Genomic DNA, 18,151 nt, shown 5'->3' with positions numbered 1-18,151 from the left:
AGCCGCCGAGTCGTTTGATGCGGCTGGCGATTTCTTAAGCGCCGGGAAAAAACTGTTGGATACGCGATGCCCCGCCTTCAAGGCGGTCTCGGCCGTTCGCAATAACGCCCGCGGCTACTGGCGAGCAATCAGCCTGCCATTTCCAGAGCCCGCGATCCGCCTGATCCCGCAGAATCGACTCTCGGCGTTTCAAGACGAAATGGGACGCTTTCGCGACGAGCTGACGCTCGCGGTGACGAATCTCGACGCAGAGTTTGAGGAACTCAAGACAGCTGCCCGAATTCGACTCGGAACGCTCTACAACGAACGGGACTATCCTGCTTCCTTGGACGGCGCTTTTGAGGTGAGCTGGGATTTCCCAAGCGTCGAGCCGCCGACCTACTTGCGACGGCTCGATCCCGAACTGTTTGAAGCCGAGTCTCGCCGCGTCCAGGCTCGCTTCGACGAAGCGGTCCAAATGGCGGAGCAGGCGTTCGTCGAAGAGTTGGGGCGACTCGTCTCTCACCTGACTGAACGATTGACCGGCGAAGCGGATGGACAACCGAAAGTCTTTCGGGATTCCGCGATCGGCAACCTACAAGAGTTCTTCACTCGCTTTCAATCGCTCAACCTGCGATCCAGCGAGCAGCTCGATTCGCTGGTCGAGCAATGCCAGCAGATCGTCCAGGGGGTGCGTCCGCAAACACTGCGCGATGATGCAAATCTGCGGCGAGAAGTCGCCAGTCAGCTATCAGGCGTAACCGGGTTGCTGGACGATCTTCTCGTCGACCGGCCTCGTCGGCGGTTGCTTCGGGCCCCGAAGTGAGGTTCGCATGCATCTGATCATCGAAGCCAACGGCCAAATTCGCTGCCTCTATGAAGAGGCGATCGACATTTCGCAACTCGGCCAGTTGACGATTTCTCGCGGTTCGTTCGTCGAACCCAATCTCGATGGAACCTGGTGGGCTGACCTAACGCCAGTCCAAGGTCCACGACTCGGCCCGTTCGCTCGACGCAGCGACGCCCTGGCGGCCGAAGTCGCCTGGCTAGAACGCCACTGGCTGTAACGCAGCCAATTCTCTGTTTTTGACGTCAGCTTTTGTCTCCCCTACTACGCCTGTCCATGCGCGGAAAGGGAGTTCTTCGCCATTTTAGAATCAAGGAAAACATGATGCGCATTCGAGATATCCATCGCGCCGTCGCGGCTGCGACGGGCGAATCGCTTGCCGATATCGAACGACTCGGGTTTCAGTTGGAGAGTCCAACGTTGGCGGTGGACCGCTTAGAAGAAGTTGATTCGCCGCAACTGATCGACTGGGATCAAGTCGAGTCCGATCGATTTCAGCAAGCGTATTGGGGGCTAACCGATGACTCGCTTTACGCCGCTTAGCCAGGTGAAGCAACGCACGGCGTATTGGCGGCAGCGTGAAATCTGGCGTCGCCAGCTTCGGAATAGTCAACGGCGGGGCGGAAGAGAAACGCGGCGACAGAACCGGAGATTGCAGCGATAGCAAGAATTAGCAAGAGCTTGAAGTCGATGCTATCTCGAGCTCGATGTAAATGATACAACCGGGGCGTCCGTTGGGACGCCCCGGTCTTTTTTTTAGCTATTAGGGGCCAGTAGCAAGTGAAGCTTTTTCCGAATACCCGTGCCACATTGGGCTGAAATAGGCACTCTATTGGGAGGAGATGTCTGACGTCGTGGGAACGGGAAGGTTTTCCACTGAACCTGGATCAACCGTCCGAATCGCCAATGCAGGCATCGCAAACGGAATTTGTTCCGCCTCCAACTTCTCCATGATCTGCAGATTTACCTTTTCGGTAAATGCGAGGTACTGCCAGAAGTTGGCCGGATGGTACCAATAGAAAACGACGATGCCGATGGAGCCTTCGTTCATGTCGGAAAGATGGACGCGGGGTGGAAAGTCAGGATCCATTCCTTCGTGGTTATCTAGCGTAGTGCGGACGATATCGAGGGCGCTTTTAATTTTCTCGACGGAGGTATCGGAAGGGAATTGGATCGTCGCCTTTCGGCGAATATGAGGGCGACGGCCGACGTTCTCGATGTCGGTCCGCGCTAGTTCGTCGTTGGGGATATAGGCCTGGTTTCCGGTGAGGAGGCGGATTTTGGTCGAGCGGAGACCGATGTCTTCGACGACGCCGTCGTATTTCCCAACGATGATCCGCTCACCAACTTGGAATGGTTTGTCGGCCAACAGCATGATGGTTCCGAATAGCGACTTGAGCATGTCCTGCGCCGCCAGGGCCACTGCCAGGCCGCCGACGCCAGCACTTGCTAAGAGTGTCGTAACAGGGATCCCCAGGTATTGTCCCCCTTCGAGAAAAATAATTACGGCCGCGACGATGCTGCCGATGCGACAGGCGATCCGAATTAGCTGAGCGTTTAGGCCTTGGGAAGTAACCCGGGGGCTGGAGATAATGATCGCCGCGACTCGTCCGCCCAATTGGAATGCGACGAGCATCGCGCCAATTAATGCGACGAGACTGGCTGAAAAGCTGAGGGCGTAGAGGGGAACGCCGCGAATCGTCAACCCGTCATCGATAAGTCGCCGAAAAGCTAGAGGCACTAACATGGCGATGATCGGAAGAAGGATCGTCGCCCCATAGAGGAAGACGTGCTTTTCGCGCCAAAGGGTCGCCAGTCGAAGTTCGAGTCGGAGTGCGCCCGCCATAACAACCAGGGAGAGGGCCAGAGCGAGGAGAATCGCAAGCCATTGCCAGATCGCAAGTGAGAACAACCGAGCTTGCGTCCATTCGGGAAGGCGACTTACCACCATGGCGATAGTCGGATTGCCGGGCGTGGAATAGTACCAGCGATAGAGCCCTTCTGAAACGGCGGGCCCGGATTCGCGATATTTCAGATGCTGAACTTCTTCGAACCGCTCGTACGCGCGGGTAACCGTACCGGAGGAAAAGAGGTATTCGTATTGTTGGGAACCCTCTTCCACGCGAGCGATCGTCAATTGCGTACCGGGGATCTGCCATTTTGAGAGCTTCTCGGGGCCGCCGGCGGCGTCGATCGCCTCCAGATCCGGGATTTCATCCCAAGGGGGAAGTTCGGTGCGATCGAGAATCTCTTTCAAGCAGACGGCAGCTTCCGCCGCTTTATCTTCGCGCGCGTATTCCGGCAGTTGACTTACGTCGAGGCAGTCGACGACGCCGCGTATCAGCCGCCGATGTCTGGGGTCGCTTCGGTCTAGATAGCGGTCGTCCTGGATGATCCGGTTAATTTCGTTCGCGTAGTCGATGAAAGTCTTGAGCGTCGCGCGAGGGCTGGAGGTAGTGGGTGGGGCTAAGTTGGCGCCAGCATCTTGCGCCATCACCTCGAGCGGCAGAAGGAAGAACGCAATCAAGGCGCCCAAGGCGACGCAAACCCGCCCAACGTCAGTGGCGTCCCCGAAACTGCATTGGGAAATGAGGAAAACTCGATTCATTGTCCGACCGAATGGGAGCATAGGTTTGCTGCGATGCCTTTCCCTTATCATCGCCTCGACGGATCAACGAAACAAGATTCGTGACGCCACGCGTCAGAATCAAACGGTTGGCGCCATGCTCGCTTGAGCTCGCGCTATTTCGCCAGTTGTTCCTGAATGGCCGTCTCAATCGCTTGTTCGTACTTGGCATAATCGGGCGAATCTGGCGGGCTGTAGTTCCAGTTCTTGTAAAGTCCCGTCACCTGGGTGAAAAAGTTGCGCGCTTCGTCCCGGTTGGTGAAGCCAAAGTCGAGGGTGACGAGACGCTTGATCATGCGGAGACTGGCTAATTGCCGAGGTCTTGGCATGCAGGCGTCGACTTCATCGAAGGCGTCTTGCTGAAGAAACGCCATGTCGATCAACACCGACTTTTGCCAGGTTACAAAGTCCTCTAACGTGATCCCTTCCTCACCGGTGACCTGCATCATCTGGTTGATCGTATCGCCGTCTAGCAGGAGTTGTCGCAATTGGGCGATGTCGCGTCCCCAGTTGGGATCCAAGTTCTTGCTGAGCCAGGGATCAAGCTGACCTAAGTAGCGGGACCAGGAAATCAGCGGATCGATGGCCGGATAGAACCGCTTGTAGGCGCGGTCATACGAGAGGCCGAGAAAAGTTTTGACCGTGCCTAGGGTCGATTGCGTGACCGGCTCTTCAAAATTGCCGCCGGCGGGGGAAACGGTGCCGATCATCGTGAGGCTTCCCTGCGAACCATCGGGACATTGAATGACGCCAGCTCGTTCGTAAACGCTTTTGATCGACGAGTCGAGATACGCCGGAAACGCCTCTTCACCAGGGATCTCTTCCATCCGCCCCGACGTTTCCCGCATCGCTTGGGCCCAGCGCGAGGTGGAATCGGCGATCAGTAGTACGTTAAGCCCCATCTGCCGATAGTATTCGGCGAGTGTAATCCCCATGTAGATCGACGCTTCGCGGGCAGCGACCGGCATCGAAGAGGTGTTGCAAATGATGATCGTGCGATCCATTAGCGTCCCGCCGGTCCGAGGATCGTGCGTTTCAGGGTAGAGGGTGATGGTTTCCACCACCTCACCAGCACGTTCGCCGCACGCTACTACCACCACGATATCGACGGAAGAATAACGAGCGATCGTGCTCTGCAGAACTGTTTTTCCAGCGCCAAATGGTCCAGGAATACAACCGGTACCGCCCATCGCGATGGGAAAAAAGGCGTCAATGATGCGAGTGCCGGTGGTCAACGGCTCTTGGGAGAAAAGGCGTTCGGCAAACTGGCGGCGGATGAGCGACTCGGGAATCGGCTTGCGGACGGGCCAGCGCTGCATCATCGTGACCTCGCGTTCTTGTCCGTTCGATTCGATGCGAGCGACGACATCTTGCAGGGTAAAATGTCCCGCGCCGATCCAGGAAACGGTGACCGGCTCGCGCTCGCCAAATGGGACCATGATCTTATGAACGAACGGACCTTCGGGAACGGTCCCAAGAACGCCACCCGGCGGGACACGATCGCCGCTGGAAACAGTTGGCGTAAATTCCCAGGTTCGCGTCATGTTGAGTGGAGGGACGGTTGCGCCGCGCGGCAGGAAGAAGCCAAATTGGTCCGCGAGTACATGTAGCGGATTCTGCAGACCGTCGAAAACATTGCCCAGAAGCCCGGGACCGAGGACGGCCGAGAGCATTTCGTCCGTCATTTCGACGGCGTCTCCCACGCGTACGCCGCTGGTATCTTCGAACACCTGCATGTCGGCCGTCCGGCCGCGAATGCGCAGGACTTCCGCCTTGAGTCGTTCTTCTCCGACATGGACGAAGCCGACTTCGTTCTTCTTCACGGCCGCCTTGTCGTCCACTTCGATCAGAACCAGGCTTTCGCGGACCTCGACGACCGTAGCCCCTAGGGCCGAGGCGTCAGCTTCAGGATTCTGCGACATGCGTTACCTCATCTACCAATTGTGTAAATCTCGCCTTGGCCGCGTTCGGATCGTTTCGAAGCCAAGTCTGCAACATGTCCCACTTGAAGACGTAGGCAAAAACGGCGGCGAAGCGAAACATCCCTTGATCGGCGCAGCGGGTCAGCCAGGTCCAATTCAGGTCGATCAGCAGTCGCTCCAGTCCTAGCGAGTCTAGCGTGGACAAGGAGTTTTCCGCCTGGGGAAGCCATTTATGGACGTGAACCAGCCCGAGTCCTGGTTCGGTCCAATGGCGTTGTAGGCGGCGGATGTTGACGTCGACATTCCACGACTCCAAAGACGTCGGTAGCTCAAGTTCGGCTTGTCTATATCGCAGCACCGCGACGAGCCAACGCTGCGTCATGCGAAAGTTGACATACTCACGCAGATCGCGATCAAGCGACAACTCGGCTAGTTGGGAACGTTGCGCTCGCAATTGGTCATCGGTTGGCATTTCCTGGCGTTCCATACGCCAACTCACCAGGGGTCGAACCAGGAACAATTGTTCGGCGTACCGGGGCTTAAGCAGCCGCAGTCGCTGTTCCAGTCGCAGTGGAGTGATCGGCAGCCGGTCCGCCTCTTGGAAGTACGGCAAGTAGGGGAGGCTGGAAACGAGGTCGTAGTACATGGCGCTTCAGGAGAGCTCGTGGAAGTGGCTCGTTACGCTACTGCTTACCGCTAAGGAGATCTCGGAACCGCGGGATCATCTGCTGGGCGATCATGCGCGAGATTGCCTGGTCCGAAAGGTCAATTTCGAGTTGATCGTCAACAAGTTTTACGCGAGCCCCACCATCGATCCCGTCATCGGGGATCAACTCGACCCCTTCCCGGAGCATGTCGCTGGAGAGGGCCAGCAGTGCGCGATTTCCCTCTTCCTCCAAGGTTTCTTCACCAAAGAGCGCCCTGGATATCCGAATCTCCATCTCTTTGTTTTGAATGAATTCCGACGCCGTATGACCCGCGAGAACGAGGACGAGGTTGCGAACCAGCTCTTCGTCATGGGTTGCGGAGACGACCAAGCGTTTGATGAATTCCTCAAACCGCGCAGCGACGCGAGCCTTTAACTCGATCACCGTGTCGCGAGCGGCTAACTGCAGGGCGTCAAGCGCAGCGGTTCGATGTCCTTCAATCTCGTTGGCGGCCGCACTTCGTAGGGCGTCCGCTTCCTGTCGGGCCTGATCAACGATTTGAGATGCCTGGTTGCGGGCGTTTTTTAGCAATAGATCCGCTTCGGCCCGAGCGGCCTGGACGCCGTCGTCTCGAATTCGATCGATCAGGCTTTGAACGCCGCCGGAGTCATTTGCGACATTGGTCATGGCGTCGGCTCTCCGTAGAAATGAGTTACTCAGGAAGTCGTCCCGCCAGGACGAGGGCAAATACGAACGCAAATACCGCAAAGCCTTCGATCAACGCAGCCGGCGCCAGCGAGATGCCGAAGACTTCCGGCTTGTTCTTGGAGGCGTTGATCGCCGATGCACAGGCGACTCCTTGGGCGTAGGCGCTGACTAGTAGGGCCATTCCCGACAAGATGCCCAGAGCGAAGATGCCGGGTGAATTGGCGGCGGAGATCACCGCCGGCAGCGCCATGGTAACGACGATGCCGTAGATCGTTTGGGACGAGGGCATCGCCGCAACGCCGACGTAACGTCCGTACCCGCTTTCCACTTCCATCATGGCGCCGCAAGCCGCCATGCCTCCACGTAAGCAGCCGATCATGCTGCCGATCGCTCCGAGCGCCAACGGCGCATAGAGCCCGATCCACCCCAATACTACTTCCATAGTGAACCTTCCCTTCGCCGAAACGGCGAAAATCTTCGACCTTCGTCTTTCAATCCCCAGTTGAAGAACTCAATGACATTCAGACGTAGCCCGTGAATGACGCCGCTTGATATTCCCAGCAGCAAGTTCAAGGAATGTCCGAAGAGTAAAATTAGCAGTGCTAGCAGTAGTCCCAGCCTGGGAAGGCTGGCGCGAATTCCCTCCGCCATATCGTTAAAGGCGGTCGCCAGCGATGCGGAGGCGAGACCCAGTGCAAAAAGTCGCAAGTAGCTGAGCACGTCGCCGAACGCCGCTGAAATCTTGGTAAGGCCAAGCAGCCCTTGAAGCAGCCGAGGCAGCGGACTCTCACGCCAGGCGGTAAATGCGACGACCAGCAGAAGGCCGATGACGACTCCAATTCCGCCCACGACCTTTAGCGGCGCCAGCGAAGCGATTGCCGCTCCGGCTCCTAAGAGCAATCCGCTACTAACGGCGAGCGCCCAACCGACGGATGCGAGTCCGTCCCGAAAATCAGCGTGCCGGCGGGCATCCATGACGTTCGCCAGTACGACGTGAAGTCCGCCGATCAGAACGGAAATGCCCATCATGAGCCGGGAATTGTTCATGTCCAACAGGTGGAGCCGACCGAGCAGCGAATCGGACGGCGGCGTATTCCCAAAGTAGCTGCCGACGAGAACGCCATAGACCAGCGAAACGACCACAATCAGCAACAACATGGGACGGAATCGTTGCCCGACCGTGGGGGAAACGTCGTCGTCACGATCTTCACGGGCGCTCCCGTCGGCTAAGCTAGGTGCAGGTTGTCCTAGCCAGGCCCAACTTATCGCGAGCGCAAGTCCCAGTACCGCGGCATAACCGGCGTCGGACAAGATCATGGCGAAAAAAATGGCGAAGGAAACGAGTACGATGGAAGAGGGATCCCATGTCCAGTAGCCAGGGGTCATGTAAAAGTTGACTAGGTCTTCTCCCGCCTCCATCCGTTTTTCGTTTCGCATGAAGGTTGGCGGAGCGTCCTCGATGGTCGGCAGGCGATATTGGCACGCGTAGCCGTGCTGTTGAGCGTATTGGCCGAGTTCTTCATAGTGCTCTTGGGGAACCCAGGCCTCCAGGGCGAACAACTCTCCGTTGTCGCTGGTGTGACGCAGCGCCATCTCTCGGATTGCGACGTCGTGCAACTCGGTCAGACTTTGCGACAAAAGTACGCACCAGCGCGTAAGATAAGCGCGCTCCGCCTGAGCGTCTTCAATCGCCAGCTCCACCTCTTCCAAGCGTCGTTTAAGCGCCTTTGAGCCGACCGAACCAATTTCGATTCGCGGCGTCGGCATGAAGGTTGGCTCGGATTCCGAGACCACCACCAAGTAGACGTTGCTGTTGTCGCTTTGCACTTGTTCCCAGGCGAATCGATTTCCCTGTTCATCTACGCCTGAAGTCTCGGGGAGTTTCTTCCGTTCGCTGCGAGGGACGGCATAGAACCAGAGTCGCCAGTCTGCCATCGTCTCGGGCGCGGCGAAGTCAAAATCTCCGAAGGGGAGAGCCAATTGGAGCCGACGGAAAACATCGTCTCGTTCCGCCTCAAGATCGCTCAATCGCTGTTGCAACTCCAATGCCTGCGACTCGACTTCGATCGCATCGAATCGAGACGCATCGAGCGCCTGGCGTCTGCGTTGCGGCGATGCCAGCAGAAAACGCAACGCCTCACGGGGTCGTTCGGTCGCCTCCAGGTCAGGAGAGGATGTCGAGTTCGCGCTGGGGGGGATGATCTCGAGGCATCCAAACCGGTAGAGATCGTCGAGAAGCGACGCCTTGTCGCAACTCATACCGATGAGCGAAACGCGAACTAGGGGAACAATGCTCATTCCGGCTGTTCCTCCGTATCCGAAGGTCCGCTCGCGTGCTGTTGTTTCCCTTTGGCAAGTTTGGACGTTACGACCGCAGCTCGTTCGGCATCCCCCAAGTAGATCCGAATGCGCTGGATGTTCTTCTTAGCGGTGGGAATGAGAATCTTCTCAAACAGATTCACTCGCTGGGTAATTCGGCGGACCGCTTGATCAAGGATGGCGACCCGCTGTTCGGCGATCCGTGCATGGACGCGAGCCTCGGCGGCGGCTTTCAAACGGCCGACCAAAAGATCGGTCCAGGCCGGCGTGCCGATCCGGGAATAGGGCGAAACCGCAAACTCGACCTGATCGAGAATCGGCAACCGGATGCCGACGACGTTTTGCTCGCCGAGTCGGTATCCTTCCATGCGGACCAGCCCCGAAGCGTCCAAGTCGTCATCGGCCAACATGGGAAGCTCTTGCCCGATTCGCGTCTCCAGAGAATCGGCCGCCTCGACGGCTGCGGCGAGTTCCGCTCGTGCCTTCTTCGCTTCGACCGTCAGTTGGCGTCGTTTCAGATCGAGCGATGGCAACAACCGTTTGTACAGCTTCAATTGTTGCAGCTCGTGCTGCAGAGAATTCTTACTGAGTCGCAGCTTGGCCATCGCGGTCACATCATTTTGGGAAGTACTTGTCGACCAGGTGTTGTTTCATGAGCAGTTCTTGCGGCTCGAAGCATTCGCCCAGCGTTTTCCAGCAAAGATCGAGCGCCTCGATCACCCCAAGTGAAACGCGAATGTCCATAAAACGTTCGCGAAAGAGTTTTCCGAATTTCAGGAGCTTGACGTCGAACGAGGAGAGCTCGAACGCCATCGCCTGCTTCCGTTGCGCCTCGACCGACTCGGAATAGAAGCGGATCATCGTATTCATGATTTGCGAGTGGTCTTCTCTAGTCGCTTTGCCAATCACGTGCTGTTTGAGACGCGACAGCGATCCGAACGGGTCGATGATGCCGCTATGCAAGTAGAACTGACCTTCGGTGATATAACCGGTGTTGTCGGGAACAGGATGCGTAACGTCGTCGCCGGGCATCGTGGTGACGGTAAGAATCGTGACCGAGCCGGCGCCCTTAAAATCGCACGCCTTTTCATAACGCTGAGCGAGTTGCGTATAGAGATCCCCCATGTAGCCGCGGACTGCGGGGATGCGTTCCTGGGCGACGCCGATCTCTTTCATTGCGTCGGCGTAAGCGGTCATGTCGGTCAGCAACACAAGCACCCGTTTTCCCTCTTCCACGGCGAAGTGCTCGGCGACAGCCAGGGCCATGTCGGGAACTAACAGCCGTTCGACTAGGGGATCGGAGGCCTGATTGACGTACATTACCGTGCGGCCGAAGACGCCATGATCTTCGAAAGCGGTTCGGAAAAAGTGATAGTCGTCGAAGATCAAGCCGAGGCCGCCAAAGACGAGTACGTCGGCGTCGGCTTGAAATCCGATGCGGGCTAGCAGTTCGCTGTGCGGTTCGCCGGCCACGGTAAAGATCGGGATCTTTTGGCTTTCGACCAAACAGTTGAAGAGATCGATCATTGGCACGCGGGTCTCGATCATCTTGGTCGGCATGACGCGCATGACGGGATTAACCGTCGGACCAGCGACCCGCACGTGAGGATCCGAAGCGAGATCCGGACCGCCGTCCATCGGTTCGCCGGAACCGCGAAAGATCCGACCGAGGATGTTGGGTGAGTAGACGACCTCTAGCGGCTTTCCTTGGAACCTTACTGTCGCGTCAGTCGAGAGCCCCTTTCCCCCAGCAAATACCTGCAGACTGACCAAGTCGCGCTGAATGCCAATCACGCGAGCCAGCGAGGTCTCGCCGTCGGTATTTTCAATTTCCGCCATATCGCCCAGGGCGACGTTCGTCGCTCGCAGGCGGATTACGTCGCCGACGATTTCCTCAACGCGGGTATGCCGAATCAGCGATTGCAGGTTACTCGCCATTCCCGGACTCCTGACCATTGGGAGCGGGAATGCGGTACAGCAGCGCGTAGAGCGTGGGGACCATGACCATGGTTAACAGCGTCCCGACGATCAAACCAAAGAAGATCGTCACCGCCAGTGCGACCCAAAATACGTCCTGCAGCATCGGTAGCACGCCTAGCACCGTTGTCCCGGCGGCATTCACGACCGGATTCAAACGAGAGACGGCCGCTTCAACAACCGCGTGATAGGGGGAAAGGCCTTTCGTCAGGTTGACGTTGACTTCATCGAGCAGCACCACCACGTTCTTGATCATCATGCCGGACAAGCTCATCGCGCCGAGCAGCGCGATAAATCCAAACGGAGTCTGGGTCAGGAGCAAGCCGCCGGTAATCCCGATCATGACAAACGGGATCACGCCGATACAAATCAGCATCGGCCGAAAACCGTTAAAGAGCGCCACCAAGATAAACAGCATGACGACCAGCGCTGGAACCATGCCCGGCGCCAGGGCTTCCTGCGATTGCTTGGCGCTCCAATATTCGCCATCCCAATCAAGACGGTAGCCGGGCGGTAGCTCGATCGCGTTGAATTCCTCCACGATTTCATTGCGCAGAGTTGGAGCCGTGACGCCGTTGGGGGAGCATTGAACGGTGATCGCACGGCGTCGGTCCCAACGCCAGATTAGCGGATCTTCCCATTTCAACTGCACGCCGTCGATGATCTGCGAGACGGGCACCGAATGCGTCGATAACCTCGGCGTGACTAGCAGTTCGTCCAGCGAAGTCGCCGCTCGTTCTCTTTCCGCTTCGACATTGCGGGCGACAATCGGAATGACGTCGTCCTCCTGGCGGTAGCTTCCAACGACAACCCCTTCGGACGCTCGCAGCATCGTCCGGGAAAGGTCCTCGCGTGAGACGCCGGCCCAGCGCGCTCGCTCTTCGTTAAATTGCGGCGAGAGTACTTGAACCGGTTCGCGCCAATTGACGCGAACGTCTTTCGCCAGCGGCGTATCTCGCAATATCTTTGCGCCTTGTTCCGCCAGGCTCCGCAAGGTCTCAGGATCGGCGTTGGCGGGCCCGCTGAATCTCGCTTCAATCTTCCAGTCGTCGAATGCGCCGACGGCGTACTTCCGAACGCGGACCATCGCCTCGGGAACGTTCTCTTGGACCCACGCGTCGGTATCGGCGACCAACTGATTGACGCCGTCAAGGTCTTTCGTATTGATGATGATCTGCGCGTAGGACGAATACGGATCTTCAGCGCTGACCGGCAGGTAGAACCGCGGCGGCCCTTTACCGATGAACGTGCTGACCGAGACGGTCGCATCTTGCTGGCGGACGAATTCCTCAATACGGGCGACGTTGGCGCTTGTTTGCTGAATGCGGGTTCCTTCCGGCGCCCAGTAGTCAATCATGACCTGCAGCCGGCTGGAGTCGGGAAAGTAGAGTTGCGGTACCCAGCGAAAGGCGAAGACGGAAAAGAATAGGAGCCCAACCATGCTCGCCAGAAACAAAACCCGGTAGCGAATCGTCCAACCCAACAGATTCCGAAATAGTTGGTAGAAGTTGCTTTGGTAGGGATCACGGATCGCTTCGCCCGACTTCGGACCAGGAAGCATCGCGATGCAAAGGAGCGGAGCGACCGTCTGGCAGAAGACCCAACTGAGCAACAGCGAAATCAAAACGACCGTGAAGAGACTGCCGGCATATTCCCCGGTGTCGTAGCTGGAAGCGAAGATCGGAAAGAAGGCCATGCAGGCGACGATCGTGGCGCCCAATAGCGGAATGGCTGGTCCGCCCGCCGCTTCGATTGCCGCTTTTTCTCGATCCATTCCTTGCGCAATACGGACCATGATGCCATCCGTAACGACGATGGCGTTATCAACCATCATCCCCATCGCGATGATCAAGGCCCCCAGCGAGATGCGATGAAGGTCGATACCTACGATCGCCATAACGACGAATGTGCCGAGAATCGGAAAGACGAGTCCGCTGATACCGATGATAATGCCGGGGCGAATCCCCATCGTTACCGCCAAGAGAGCCAAGACGATCGCGACCGCTTCGATCAGGCTGACCATGAAGGCGCGAATCGACTCGCTCACCTGATCCGATTGCCACGAGATCCGTTCGACATTGATTCCAATTGGGAGATCGGCCAGTAGCTCGTTGATTCGATTGTCGATCCTCTCGCCGACTTCCACGACATTTTCGCCCGAGGCCGGAGCGATCGCCAAGGCAATCGCCTGGCGGCCGTTGTGACGCAGCAAATGAATGGGAGGATCGATATAGCCGGTCTTTACCGTCGCGAAGTCGCGAATCCGGATGATCTCATCTCGACCGTCGACGACGCCGGCGATCGCGAGGTCGCCAATTTCGACCGGATCCCGAAATTCTCCGGTCGGAGCGATGCGAATTCGTTGCGACTGGAAATCGACTTCACCCGAGTCGACAACCAGGTTTTGACCTTGCAGCGTATCGATGATCTGGGCGGGCGTAAGATTCAATTCCGCCAATTGCGACGATGATACTTCGAGGTAAATCCGCTTGTCTTGCACTCCCCAGAAATCGACCCGGGCGACCCCTTTGACGACGCTGAGTTCCTTCCGCATATCTTTGACGTATTTTTCCAGCTCGGCGTAGCTGAAACCGTCGCTGCTGACGGCTAGCAGAAAGCCGAACACATAGCCGAAATCATCACCCACTTTCGGTTTGCCGGCGCCGCTGGGCAGGGTCGGTTCGACGTCGGCCACCTTCTTGCGCAGCACGTCCCAAACCTGGGGAAGGCGATCGGACCAATAGCTGCTTTTGATGTCGACCTTGATGATGGAAAGTCCTGGCCGCGAATTGGAGTAGACGTTCTTGACCTCGCTCATCTCTTGCAGCTTGGTCTCGATACGATCGGTCACTTCCAGTTCCACCTGCTGGGCGGTGGCGCCGGGATAGGTGGTGGTGATCACGGCCGTCTTGACGGAGAACTCCGGGTCTTCCAACTGTCCGAGCTGGAAGTAGCAAAATATTCCGCCGGCTATGACGAGAAACACGCCGAAATAGGTGACGGCTCGCTGTCGAATTGCCAAGGCAGCCAGATTCATCGATGTTCCCGTTCTCGTTGTTTTGCGTTCGCTACTATTCGATCCGTCGTCACCATCGCTGCACGATGGTCCGCACAATCACGGCAGCTTGACCTCTTGGCCGTCACGAAGCATGTTGGCGCCCGATATTACGACCAGGTCGCCGCCGGCCAATCCTTCGTCGATCGTTACGCCTACGGGAGTCAGTTTTCCGGTCTTCACTTCGCGGCGGGCTACCGTCTTCGAGCTTGGATCGACAATCCAGACAAAACTGCCGGGGGCGTCGGTGGGGGTAAACAAGGCGCTGGCGGGCACGATCATGGCGGTTGGCGCGTCGCCGTTGGTCTCTTCCGGAGAGTGGCGAACCGTCGCCGCCATGCCGGGCAAAATACGAACATCTTCCGGCTGATCGATCTCGATAGTCACCGGATAGGTGCGTGTCGTTTGCGACGCTTCACTGCCGATCTTGGTCACCTTGCCAAAGAACTCTTGATCCGGAAAGGCGTCGAAGCGACAAGCGACCCTCTTGACCTGCGGCACAAGCGAGATGAGCGTTTCGGGAACTTGAATGGTGATTTCGATCTTGGAAGTGTTTAGGAGCCGGACAATGTTCTGCTTGGGCTGGACCGACTGAAAGTTCTCGACGTATTTTGCGGCGACTTCCGCGTCGAAAGGAGCGGTCAACGTGGAATAGTCGAGTTGGTTTTTGGCGCCGGCGACGGCCGCCTCCAAGGCGCGGATCTCCGCCTTCTTGGCGTTCAGATCTTCTTCTCTGGCGCCGGTCATGCCGATGTTCAACGCTTCTTTGGCGTTTTTGACCTCGGCTTCGGTTCGCTGTTTTCTTGCCAGAGTAATATCAAAATCAGATTGCGATACCGTCTTGGACACGACAAGCACTTCATTGCGGGCATGTTCTGCGGCCGCCTGGTCGTAGGATGCGACCGCTTGATCAACCGCCGCTTTCAGTTGTTCAATTTCTTCCGGCCGCGCGCCCCGTTCCATCGCTAGCAGATTCGCCTTGGCCCGTTCCAAGTTGCCCTGACTGTTCGCCAGCGCCGCTTCAAAGTCGCGCGGATCGATGACGGCGATCACATCTCCCTTTTTGACGTTAGCCCCCACATCGACCGGGAGCGAAATCAGGGGGCCGGCGACCTGAAACGACAATTCGACCTCATCTTTCGCTTTGGCGCGACCGGGAAACTCGCGGCTGTCGACGGCCGAAAGTTTCCCAACCTGTAACGTTCGCACCGGACGAAGCGGCGGCGACGCCGGAGGGGATGATCCGCAACCGGCTAGAATAAAAAGGACTGCCGAAGCGGCGATCGGTCCTGCAAACCTCAACATTGCTTGTCTTCCCAGTATGTTACGGGTTTTGACCCTGCGGGTCGTCCAGGCGAACCATCAGCCACTGCTGCGTCGTTCCGTCGGCGAAATGGACCAAAGTGGGAGCGGTATCCTGCGTTAGATTCGAGATCCCGCACTCCATGATCGGTCGCGTCTTGCCGACGACATTCCAGGCGCAACGCTGCGACTTCTTGTCGACCATTCCTTCAATCGTTTGCGTTTGACTGGTGACGGTATTGTTGAGCGTGCCGGAAATGATCCCTTCCTTGCTCAAAACAAGTTGCAGGAACAAGGTCGGATCGGGCGCGTCTTCTTGTCCGTCGGGCGTTAGCGCAAAAACGCCGAGCGACATCCACTCGCTTTGTTCTGGAGGAGTTTCCGGAGCGCTGGCGGCGATCGCTTCGGCCTGGGCGGCATATTCGGCCTCGGTGCAAATCGGATCGTCGCCGTAATAGACCTGACCATCGTCGTAGTAAACGTTTTCGCCGTAGTTGTAATAGTACGGCTCGGACCAACCATAATTGCCCCAGCCTGCTACGCCTGACCAGGCCGCCCAGCGGAATGGACGCGTAATCGCCCATGCGCCCCAAAGCGGGTGATCCGACCAGAAATCGCGAATTGGATGGTCGTGAACATGGTCTCGAATTTCGTTGCGGCGATCTTGGCGGATCTCCTGACGATCCCCACGGTTTTCAATGCGATTGGGGCGGTTGTCGGCAATCGGTCGATTTCCGGGACCAGGCCGATCGGCGATGCCTGGCCGGTCACCAGCGCCTGGGCGGTCGCCGACACCAGGTCGATCTCCGGGGCCGGGACGGTCGCCTGCCCCGGGGCGATCTGCGATCCCTGGTCGATCGCCGCCGCCGGGTCGTTGTGCCGGCAGGGTACTGGGACGAGCGCCGGAGTCACGAAGGAAGTCGGCAGCAGCACTGCCTGCCGCTCCGCCTGCAATACCTGCGGCGACGTTTCCGGGCCGAGTGCTTGGACGTGAACCGGAAGGAAGAGTGCTTGGTCGGTTCCCGGTCGAAGGGCTCAGTCCCAGGAAATTTTGGAGATCGTTGTGGCTGGGGCGAGCGCCCCCAGTGACTCCGCCAGGACGTGAGCCGGCGACATTTCCCGGACGAGTCGAAGGCGTTGCGCCTCCCGGTCTTGAGCCTCCCGGACGCGAGCTGCCAATACTCGGATTCGAAACGCTAGGACGGGAGGTGCTGGGGCGAGATACGCTCGGCGTCGACGGGCGCGAAACGGAAGGACGTGATGCGGGACGGCTCACGGCGGGAGAGCGGCTTACCGAAGAACCGCCACGATATCCACCGCCACCCCCGCTAAATCCGCCGCCTCCTCGGCCACCTCCGCCGCCCCCGCGACCGCCGCGGGCAAAGCTGTCGGTGACCACCATGAGGCTCGTTGCGAGCCCGACCAGCACAAAGAACAGGATGCGTTTCATCATTGTCTCCCTCAGGAGTGGAGCGATTATTGGAGGAGTATCACGCCGGAAGCGATGTGAGGGTTACGGGCTCGATTGTCGATTGACGCGTAACGGACCGACATTGGGCAAGAGTTCGCCCCCAGCGACGCGCGAGACCGATTCCCACGAAAAGGTGTCGTCATCCACGGGGGTAAACATATTGACCGACGAAGACTTGCTGCCATCGGGCGCCGTTCCGCTGACTTGAACCTGCCACGCTTTCCCCTTCTTGCTCCAGACTCCCTCGCCGAACCCGCCGTCGGAGTCGAAAACCCACGAGCGAACCTGCTTGGCGCCAGGATCCCAGCCGATGATCTGCATGCCGGAAACCTCAATCCGATCACGCACCGCGACCGTAAACATGCGAGTCATGAAATTGCGGTTCTTCGTCCACTCGCAGGTTGTCGCGACCGTCGCCTGGTCGTCTTCGTCCAGCCAAGAGCCGATCATCCATTCCAACTCTTTCAAATGTTCGTAGTTGGAGTGGACCACGGGGACGTCTTCTTCGGTGACTCGATCGAGCAGCCATTTTCCATCTCGCTTGACATAGATTGCCGTATATTGCGACTCTTCCGGCTCTCCTTCAGAACGAATCAAGTGCGCGGCGCCAAATTCGGCAGCGACCGTCGGGGAGATGAAGCTGACCGAACTGGTCGCCGCGCTCAGCTTGATGCCTTTGTTCGTTTCAAAGATCTCGGCGAACTGCGCCTCAATCGCCTCTTGTCCGACCACTTGCTCGCCGCTGTCGGGATTGGTGTAGACCGCATCGGGCGACCACATCGAAGCCAATAGCTTCGCATTTCCCGAATTGAACGCTTCGACGTAATCTTGAACTGACTTACGGATCAGCGCTTCGTCACTGGCCTGATCGGCGAAAGCGGGCAGGGCGCCCGCTATCAAGACAAACAGTGCAGCGACGGTAATACCTATGCGTTTCATGCTATGTTCTCCGATGATACGGATGCTAACTGTCGATTATTGGGGTGGGAAGCCGCAGAAGCGTATCGTAGGCGACGACGCCCAACGTCGCGGCTAAGCTTGGTGTTCCAAGCCGTGAGCGGAAACAGCCAAGGGAGGCGAGTCGAATGCTCGCAAGTCAAGATACGCCCGTCGCGGTGAATCGGCGGACAAATGTCACGCGACCACGGCGAAGCGCTGTCGGATTCCGTTGATTCCGAATCGAACACGAGACTGTCGGGCGAAAAGATGATTCAAATTGCAAAACACGTGAAGCTGAGCCGACCATCAAGCTTTAGGATATCGCAGGAATCATCGTACAATCAATCGTTTCCCCCAAA

15 protein-coding genes are annotated in these 18,151 nt (G+C 57.8%); 3 read left to right on the top strand and 12 right to left on the bottom strand.

Going from position 1 to position 18,151, the window contains the following annotated elements:
* The 3 genes from LOC68_RS11175 to LOC68_RS11165 all read left to right on the top strand — a co-directional run.
* Positions 1-805, top strand: an 805-nt coding sequence (locus tag LOC68_RS11175; protein WP_230218530.1) for a hypothetical protein, incomplete at its 5' end; no start/stop codon positions are given.
* Positions 806-812: 7 nt separating this feature from the next.
* A complete protein-coding gene (locus LOC68_RS11170; protein ID WP_230218528.1) occupies positions 813-1,046 on the top strand; it encodes a hypothetical protein in 234 nt (77 codons plus the stop codon).
* Positions 1,047-1,147: 101 nt separating this feature from the next.
* The gene (locus LOC68_RS11165) at positions 1,148-1,369 is read left to right on the top strand and encodes a hypothetical protein (RefSeq protein WP_230218526.1); all 222 of its coding nucleotides are present in this window, start codon (positions 1,148-1,150) and stop codon (positions 1,367-1,369) included.
* A gap of 286 nt (positions 1,370-1,655) precedes the next feature.
* Here LOC68_RS11165 and LOC68_RS11160 read toward each other — a convergent pair whose 3' ends face one another.
* The 12 genes from LOC68_RS11160 to LOC68_RS11105 all read right to left on the bottom strand — a co-directional run bounded on the left by LOC68_RS11160 (position 1,656) and on the right by LOC68_RS11105 (position 17,792).
* The gene (locus tag LOC68_RS11160) at positions 1,656-3,320 is read right to left on the bottom strand and encodes a mechanosensitive ion channel family protein (RefSeq protein WP_230218525.1); all 1,665 of its coding nucleotides are present in this window, start codon (positions 3,318-3,320) and stop codon (positions 1,656-1,658) included.
* A gap of 248 nt (positions 3,321-3,568) precedes the next feature.
* Positions 3,569-5,374, bottom strand: coding sequence for a V-type ATP synthase subunit A (locus LOC68_RS11155; RefSeq protein WP_230218524.1), 1,806 nt, complete (start codon positions 5,372-5,374; stop codon positions 3,569-3,571).
* On the bottom strand, positions 5,358-6,020 hold the full coding sequence (locus LOC68_RS11150) for a DUF2764 family protein (protein ID WP_230218523.1): 663 nt from the start codon (positions 6,018-6,020) through the stop codon (positions 5,358-5,360). Before LOC68_RS11150 ends, LOC68_RS11155 begins: the two co-directional genes overlap by 17 nt.
* Positions 6,021-6,057: 37 nt before the next feature.
* Complete coding sequence (locus LOC68_RS11145; RefSeq protein WP_230218522.1) at positions 6,058-6,708, bottom strand: hypothetical protein; 651 nt, start codon at positions 6,706-6,708, stop codon at positions 6,058-6,060.
* 25 nt (positions 6,709-6,733) lie between these two features.
* Positions 6,734-7,171, bottom strand: a complete 438-nt coding sequence (locus LOC68_RS11140) for an ATP synthase subunit C (RefSeq protein WP_230218521.1) — start codon at positions 7,169-7,171, stop codon at positions 6,734-6,736.
* Positions 7,162-9,027 carry a V-type ATP synthase subunit I gene (locus LOC68_RS11135; protein ID WP_230218520.1) on the bottom strand — a complete coding sequence of 622 codons (1,866 nt, stop codon included), beginning with the start codon at positions 9,025-9,027 and terminating at the stop codon, positions 7,162-7,164. Before LOC68_RS11135 ends, LOC68_RS11140 begins: the two co-directional genes overlap by 10 nt.
* Complete coding sequence (locus LOC68_RS11130) at positions 9,024-9,653, bottom strand: V-type ATP synthase subunit D (protein WP_230218519.1); 630 nt, start codon at positions 9,651-9,653, stop codon at positions 9,024-9,026. The genes LOC68_RS11135 and LOC68_RS11130 overlap by 4 nt, the downstream gene beginning before the upstream one ends.
* Before the next feature lie 10 nt (positions 9,654-9,663).
* A complete protein-coding gene (locus LOC68_RS11125) occupies positions 9,664-10,986 on the bottom strand; it encodes a V-type ATP synthase subunit B (RefSeq protein WP_230218518.1) in 1,323 nt (440 codons plus the stop codon).
* Complete coding sequence (locus LOC68_RS11120; RefSeq protein ID WP_230218516.1) at positions 10,976-14,062, bottom strand: efflux RND transporter permease subunit; 3,087 nt, start codon at positions 14,060-14,062, stop codon at positions 10,976-10,978. The genes LOC68_RS11125 and LOC68_RS11120 overlap by 11 nt, the downstream gene beginning before the upstream one ends.
* Positions 14,063-14,140: 78 nt before the next feature.
* Positions 14,141-15,385, bottom strand: a complete 1,245-nt coding sequence (locus LOC68_RS11115) for an efflux RND transporter periplasmic adaptor subunit (RefSeq protein ID WP_230218514.1) — start codon at positions 15,383-15,385, stop codon at positions 14,141-14,143.
* A gap of 19 nt (positions 15,386-15,404) precedes the next feature.
* Entirely contained in the window at positions 15,405-16,832 is a 1,428-nt protein-coding gene (locus tag LOC68_RS11110; RefSeq protein ID WP_230218512.1) for a hypothetical protein, read from the bottom strand.
* A gap of 63 nt (positions 16,833-16,895) precedes the next feature.
* Positions 16,896-17,792 (bottom strand): YybH family protein, encoded by an 897-nt coding sequence (locus LOC68_RS11105; RefSeq protein ID WP_230218510.1) that lies wholly within the window; start codon positions 17,790-17,792, stop codon positions 16,896-16,898.
* Positions 17,793-18,151 lie beyond the last annotated feature (359 nt).

This window comes from Blastopirellula sediminis (assembly GCF_020966755.1).
GTDB classification, from domain to species: Bacteria; Planctomycetota; Planctomycetia; order Pirellulales; family Pirellulaceae; genus Blastopirellula; species Blastopirellula sediminis.
Note: the sequence above shows the minus strand (reverse complement) of the source record. Positions and strands in the feature narration are given on the sequence as shown.